This window comes from Aestuariibius violaceus (assembly GCF_040779325.2).
GTDB classification, from domain to species: domain Bacteria; phylum Pseudomonadota; class Alphaproteobacteria; order Rhodobacterales; family Rhodobacteraceae; genus Aestuariibius; species Aestuariibius violaceus.
In genome coordinates, this window is sequence record NZ_JBFONT020000013.1 from 49,685 (window position 1) to 56,014 (window position 6,330).

The following is a 6,330-nucleotide window of genomic DNA, read 5'->3' on the forward strand; positions in this document are numbered from 1 at the left end:
TGACATGCAAATTCCCGCCGGTATGCGCCCAAGGCCTACAGCAGAATCGCCTCGGGACAACGCGTTTTGCTGTCTGCACCACCAGAGACTGGTCTCATGAAGGGACGGACGGGACTGGCAAACTGCGTAGATACTCAACGAAGTGTAGGTTTGGTCCCACCACATTGTCGCGCCGCCAGATTGCGGTCGTGATCAGGCGCTCGGATACGTCCTCAATCGGGATGACCGCAAGGCCGGGCGCCAACGCGCTGCACACCTTCTCGGTCAACACGGTGACCCCCATCCCGCAGGACACAAGCCCCAGAATCCCCGCTGTATTGAACGCTTCCTGCACGATGCGCGGCGTGAAGCCAACGCGACGGCAGAGCGGGATCAAGTAGTCATAGAAGTGCTGCCAATCGGTAGAGTTGCCATGGACGAAGTTTTCAGTGGCCAGGTCGGCAAGACCGATGGCATCCCGCTGGGCAAGCGGGTGCCTGTCAGCGCAGACACAAACGAATTTCTCGGATTGCACCGGGTGCTGATCATAGCCGGCTTTGTTCACCGGCCCGGTGAGAAACCCGATATCAAGCTTGCCGTCCTCAAGCCGAGCCAGCTGGGTCAAGGTCACCCCATGCTGCGGCTGAAGCGTGATTTGCGGCTGCCGCTCCTGAAAGTCCTTGAGGATCGTCGGCAGGGAACCGGCGATAGCAAAGTCGGTGTAGCCGATGCGCAAGGACCCGATGCGACCGTCATGCGCGTTGCGCACGTCTTCGGTGGCGCGCTCCATAAGGCTGAGGATCTTGTGGGCCCGCTCAAGAAAGACCTGACCCGACGGGGTGATCTGTACATTTCGGTTTGACCGGACAAACAAGGCCACCCCCAATTCCGCTTCAAGCGTCTGGATCGCGCGGCTGAGTGCGGGTTGCGCAATGCCAAGCCGATCTGCCGCGCGGCGAAAATGCAGGTCTTCCGCGACCGCGACAAAGTAGCGAACAAGGCGCAGGTCAGAGCGCATGATGCCGGACGGGTATCAAAACAGTCATAATTGATATTATGCCAGCGCCATTTCCCATGCAAAGCTGAAAGAAAAAAGTTGAACAACAAGGAGAGTGACCATGGGATTTCACACGAAAGCACTTGCGGCAGTCGCAGCGCTGTCGATGTCGGCGGCGACAGCGTCGGCGCAGGACATCACGATGAATGTCGGTTTTGGCGCGCCGGAGGATTCTCTGTACGGCCGTTTCGGAGCCATTTTTGAGGAACTGGCGGAAGACTACACAGGCGGCACTGTCGATGTGCGTTTGCGCTGCTGCAACCAGATTGCCACCGAAGACGAGGGCTTCCGCGCAATGCAGCTGGGTACGGTCGATGGTTTCTTCATCACCGCCAACAATGTCTCACCACACTGGCCGCTCATGGATGTGACGGTCTTGCCGTATATCTTCCAGAACACCGATCACCTTGAGCGGGTCGTCGATGGTGAAGTTGGCGACTTCATCCGTTCGCAACTCTTGGCAGATACAGGCGTGCATCTGCTCAGCTTCGGTCCGGCACTCTATCGCGACTTCTACAATTCCGTTCGCCCGGTCAACACGATGGCGGATATGGAAGGGCTCAAAATCCGCACGCCCAATAACGCCGTGATGCTGGCCACATTCGAAGCATTCGGTGCGAACCCGGTGCCCTTGGCATGGTCCGAAACACCGACGGCATTGCAGACCGGAACTGTGGATGGCGGGGACAACGGGACATCCTTCATTCGCGACATGAGTTTTTACGAGTTTATGCCGAACCTCGTAATTCTCGAGCATTTTGTGTCGATGGCACCGTTGTTCGCATCGTCCAGCTTCATGGATCGTCTAACGGACGAACAGCGCGAGCAGATCATGCGCGCAGCGGTCGATGCGGGCAATCGCTTTAGCGAAGAGGTCCGGGCCGAGACCGAGGAAGTGCGCCAGTGGCTGGTGACCGAAGGCGGCATGACCCGGACCGATCCGGATCGCGCGGATTTCATTGCCGCCGCGCAGACCGTGCAGCAGGCGGTTGCTGCAGAGCGGGGGCAGGAATTTGTGGATCTCGTCAATATGATCAACGCTGCCGCCGAGTAAGCGGCTGGCAACAATCGAAGGGGCTGCCCGTGCGGCCCTTTCCCAAAGGTCTTGAGGCATGAATGGCCGTCTTACGTTGGCTCGAAAAGCATTTTGAAGAAGCGCTGTGTTGCATTGCCCTTGTTGTCATCGCCATTGCGGTGATGGCTCAGGTTCTGGCGCGATATGTGTTCGAGGTCGCGCTGCACTGGACTGAGGAAACAGCCGCAATTTGCATGGTGTGGGCCGTCTACATGGGCGCATCGCTGTGCGTTCGGGAGCGCTTCCACATCCGCATCCTAGTGGCGGTACAGGCCCTGCCAATACATCTGGGGCGCTATGCGATCTTCACGGCTGACTTTGCCTGGGCGGCATTCAGCGTAATAATGATCCGCGTAAGCTGGGACTATCTGACAGTGCTTTGGAAGTTTCCGTCGCACAGTCCAAGCCTGGGCATCAACGAATTCTACCCTCAGACAATTCTGGTGATTGGCTACAGCTTGATGCTGGCGCGGCTGATCCAGACTTATGTACTCTGGTATCGGGATGGGGCCGAAGGGTTGCCGGGGATGCTGGTCGAAGACGGCGATGTCGTCGAAGAGGAGCATCTGTTTTGAACGAGCTTCTTCTTCTGTCGCTGGCCTTTGTCTTTCTGACGTTGATCGGCGTTCCACTCTTTGCCGCGGTCGGCCTGACGACGGCGCTCGCGCTGTTACTGATCGACATCCCCTATACGCTGCTTGCGCAGACAGGGTATAACAGTCTGACACCCTTTCCATTGTTGACCATTCCGCTTTTCGTTCTGGCCGGGCGCTTGATGGAAACGGGCGGCATGGCGAACCGCATGATCGGCATCGCAACCAAGCTTGTCGGCGCCTATCGCGGCTCCATGGGGCTGGTCACAGTCTTTGCATGCATGCTTTTCGGCGCGTTGTCCGGATCCGGTCCGGCGACGACTGCGGCAATCGGGTCGGCGACGGTGCCGGCTATGAAGAGAGACGGCTACGACGTGCCCTTTGCTGCTGCAATCACCGCAAGCGCCGGTGCATTGGGCAGTCTTATCCCGCCGTCAAATCTGATGATCATCTACGGACTTGTCTCGGAAACCTCGATCCCGCGTCTCTTTCTTGCAGGTATTGTTCCCGGCGTCATCGTGACGACTTTGCTGATGGTAACAACTTATATCATTGCGCGCCGTCGAAGCTATGGCGGTGGAGGTGATCCGTTCACATGGGGGCCGTTCCTAAGCGCTGCCTGGGAGGGGAAGTGGTCCATCGGGGCGCCAGTGCTCATCCTCGGCGGCATCTACGGCGGCATCTTCACTCCGACCGAAGCTGCCGGTGTTGCCGTGTTCTATGCGCTTTTTGTCGGGCTGTTCATCTACCGCGAACTGACTTTGCGCAAAGTATTGGAGGCGCTGCGCTTCACAGCCCTACTGACGGGCATCCTGATCCTGCTCACACCGACGCTGGCCTTCGGCCAACTCACGGCCTTCTACGATGTGCCTGCCGCCATTCAGACGGGGATCACGTCGATCACCACAAGCCCCTTTCTCGTACTGCTGTTGATCGGCATTTTTTACATCTTCATCGGTACGTTCATGGAAAGTCTTGCCCAGATCGTGCTGTTCACGGCTGTCTTCTTGCCGCTCGTGACCTCCCTGGGAATTGATCCTGTGTTGTTCGGGATCTTTACGGTCATCACCTGCGAAATCGGCTTCCTGACGCCGCCACTGGGGGCAAACCTGACCATCGCGTCGCGCATCTCGAAAATCTCTCTCGAACGGATTTCGGTCGCGGTGCTGCCGTTCATCGGTGCCTATATCCTGGGGATGATCATCCTGATCCTCTTCCCTGACTTAACCCTGTTCCTCCCAAACTGGGTCTATGGCCCTGCATCCGTGAGGTAATCCAATGTTCGATCTGGTCCTGAAGGGTGGAGAGGTCCACGACGGCTCGGGTGCCGCACCAGAGGTGACGGATGTGGGCATAAAGGACGGCATGATCGTCGAGGTTGGTGAGATCACCTCTGACACCGCGACCGAGACGATCGACGTATCAGGCCTTACAGTGTCTCCGGGCTTTATCGACATGCATACCCATTCGGATTTTACCCTGATCGCGGACGGTCGCGCCGAAAGTCAGGTGCATCAGGGTGTAACTACAGAGGTCATCGGCCAATGCGGCATCTCCTGCGCGCCGGTCTGTTCGCATGGCGCGATCCGGCAGGTGTCGCCTTGGTTCACCGAGAAGGCCAAGCATCGGAAATGGCTAGGCTTTGGCGAATATCTCGACGTGCTGGACGACACTGAACTGGGCGTCAATGTGGTGGCATTTGTGGGCCACGGCACGATCCACCGCGCCGTTCTGGGCGACGAACTGCACGCCGGCGAACCCGATGACGTGGCAAAGATGGCCAAGTTGGTGGACCAATGCATGGAAGAGGGCGCGGGCGGGTTTTCTTCTGGCCTCGAATACTTCCCGGGAAGTCTTGCCGCGCCCGATCACCTGATCCCAATGGTCGAGGTCGCTGCAAAGTACGGTCGGCTCTATGCCACACATGTCCGCAACCGCGACACCGCTTATGACCTTGGTTTCGCCGAAGCCATGAGCACCGCCCGCCAGGCCGGAGCAAGGCTTCAGATCAGCCATATCCAGCCCAAATTCGGCGCGCCCAGCCACGCCATGGAACACACGCTCGAAATGATCGACATCGCGCGGAACCATGACGCCGACATCGCTTTTGATGTGATCCCGCATGATTGGAACCACACATTGATGGCTGCAATTTTGCCAAAGTGGGCTCAGGCGGGCAGTATTGATGATGTCCTGAAACGCTTGGCCGATCCGGTGGCGCGCGAGCGGATCAAGAACAACCCCAAACCGATGTGGCTCATTGTCAAGGCGAGGCAATGGAAAGATATCATCCTGCTGAACGCGACCGAGAACACCGATCTTGTCGGTGCGAGTTTTGAAGAGATCGGTCGTTTGCGCGGTGTCGATCCCTACGACGCCGTGCTCGATATCCTCTTGGAGGAAGGCGCGAACATAATGTCCACGATGTGGTCCTCAAAGAGCTTCCTGAACTCGGACATCGACCTCTGCCTCAAACAACCGGAATGCGCCGTAATCTCAGACACCGTTGCCATCGCCAATGACGGTATACTCAGCAATCATATTGGATCATTGAGTGGCTACGGTTGGGCCGCCCGGTTCTTGCAATACTACGTGCGCGACCGCGGTGTGTTGAGCCTTTCGGAGGCGCTTAGGAAGATCACGTCAATTCCTGCAGAGCGCCTCGGCTTGAAGAGGCGCGGCAAGCTCCGCAAGGGGTTTCACGCCGATATATGCGTGTTCGATCCCACCGCCATCACAAGCAACGCAACAGCCCGCCATCCGCGCCGCTATGCAAGCGGTATCGTCCATGTCCTGGTCAACGGCACTCTGTCCATGCGCAATGGACAAAGGACGACCAGGAACAACGGTACGGTCCTGCGAGACTTCTCCCGAATTGCCTCCTAGCAGAACGGTCGGCCCTTCTGTGTGACGCAGGCGGGGTCGTGAACGTGAAGCGTGCCGAACGGATCTGGCGGCGGGAGGGGCTGAGGGTTCCCCATAAGCAACCGAAGACGACGAGGCTCTGGCTGGGCGACGGGTCCTGCATCCGTCTGCGGCCGGAGCGATCCGACCATGTCCGATTCTACGACTTTGTCGAGAGCCGGACCCATGAGGGAGAGAGGTTCCGGATGCTCAACCTGATCGACGAGTTCACCGGCGAGTGTCTGGCAATCCAGATTGACCGGCGGCTTAGATCGACGAACAGTATCGATGCGCTATCGGCCACCAGCCCCGGAGGTTGTGCAATGGCCGGCTCCGCCATTCGGAGCCGCTTCGCCGGCCAACCCAACCGTAGTTGCCAGACCCATCTGGCACCAAGACTGAAACCGGACCACTTCGTTGAGGCAGGTTAGGCGCAGCCAGCTGAACCAGATTGGGTGGATGGCTCGCGCCCCCGGCGTCGCGATGCGGCATTGTGCAGGTGTCGTAATCTGCGGTTGAGAGGAGCCACCCCATGAAAGTTGCGACCGTTGGCCTGGATCCTGCGCCTCCAGGCTCGCCTGAGCCGACAGGCTCGGCTTCTGCAGACCATTCCGGGCGTTGGACCGGTCACAATGTCGGCTGTTGCGGCGACGATTGGCTCAGGCCACCAGCTCCGAAGCGGACGGGAGTTTGCCGCCTGGCTGGGGCTCACACCGCGCAAC

General features: G+C 58.6%; 5 protein-coding genes and 3 pseudogenes. 6 read left to right on the forward strand and 2 right to left on the reverse strand.

From position 1 onward, the window contains the following. Positions 1–94 precede the first annotated feature (94 nt). A complete protein-coding gene (locus tag AADZ90_RS20905) occupies positions 95–769 on the reverse strand; it encodes a LysR family substrate-binding domain-containing protein (protein ID WP_411997138.1) in 675 nt (224 codons plus the stop codon). Positions 770–817: 48 nt separating this feature from the next. After that, positions 818–997 (reverse strand): annotated as a pseudogene (locus AADZ90_RS20910) (LysR family transcriptional regulator); the annotation flags it as partial. Positions 998–1,097: 100 nt separating this feature from the next. Here AADZ90_RS20910 and AADZ90_RS20915 point away from each other — a divergent pair. The 6 genes and pseudogenes from AADZ90_RS20915 to AADZ90_RS20940 all read left to right on the forward strand — a co-directional run. Next, the gene (locus AADZ90_RS20915) at positions 1,098–2,090 is read left to right on the forward strand and encodes a TRAP transporter substrate-binding protein (protein WP_367312529.1); all 993 of its coding nucleotides are present in this window, start codon (positions 1,098–1,100) and stop codon (positions 2,088–2,090) included. A gap of 62 nt (positions 2,091–2,152) precedes the next feature. Further along, positions 2,153–2,686, forward strand: coding sequence for a TRAP transporter small permease (locus tag AADZ90_RS20920; protein ID WP_367312530.1), 534 nt, complete (start codon positions 2,153–2,155; stop codon positions 2,684–2,686). After that, positions 2,683–3,978: a TRAP transporter large permease gene (locus tag AADZ90_RS20925; RefSeq protein WP_367312531.1), complete on the forward strand. Its 1,296-nt coding sequence runs from the start codon at positions 2,683–2,685 to the stop codon at positions 3,976–3,978. The genes AADZ90_RS20920 and AADZ90_RS20925 overlap by 4 nt, the downstream gene beginning before the upstream one ends. A 4-nt stretch (positions 3,979–3,982) precedes the next feature. Next, a complete protein-coding gene (locus tag AADZ90_RS20930) occupies positions 3,983–5,590 on the forward strand; it encodes an N-acyl-D-amino-acid deacylase family protein (RefSeq protein WP_367312532.1) in 1,608 nt (535 codons plus the stop codon). Then, a pseudogene (locus AADZ90_RS20935) lies at positions 5,542–5,907 on the forward strand (IS3 family transposase); the annotation flags it as partial. The gene AADZ90_RS20930 and the pseudogene AADZ90_RS20935, both read left to right, overlap by 49 nt. 261 nt (positions 5,908–6,168) lie before the next feature. Next, positions 6,169–6,330: pseudogene (locus tag AADZ90_RS20940) on the forward strand (transposase); the annotation flags it as partial.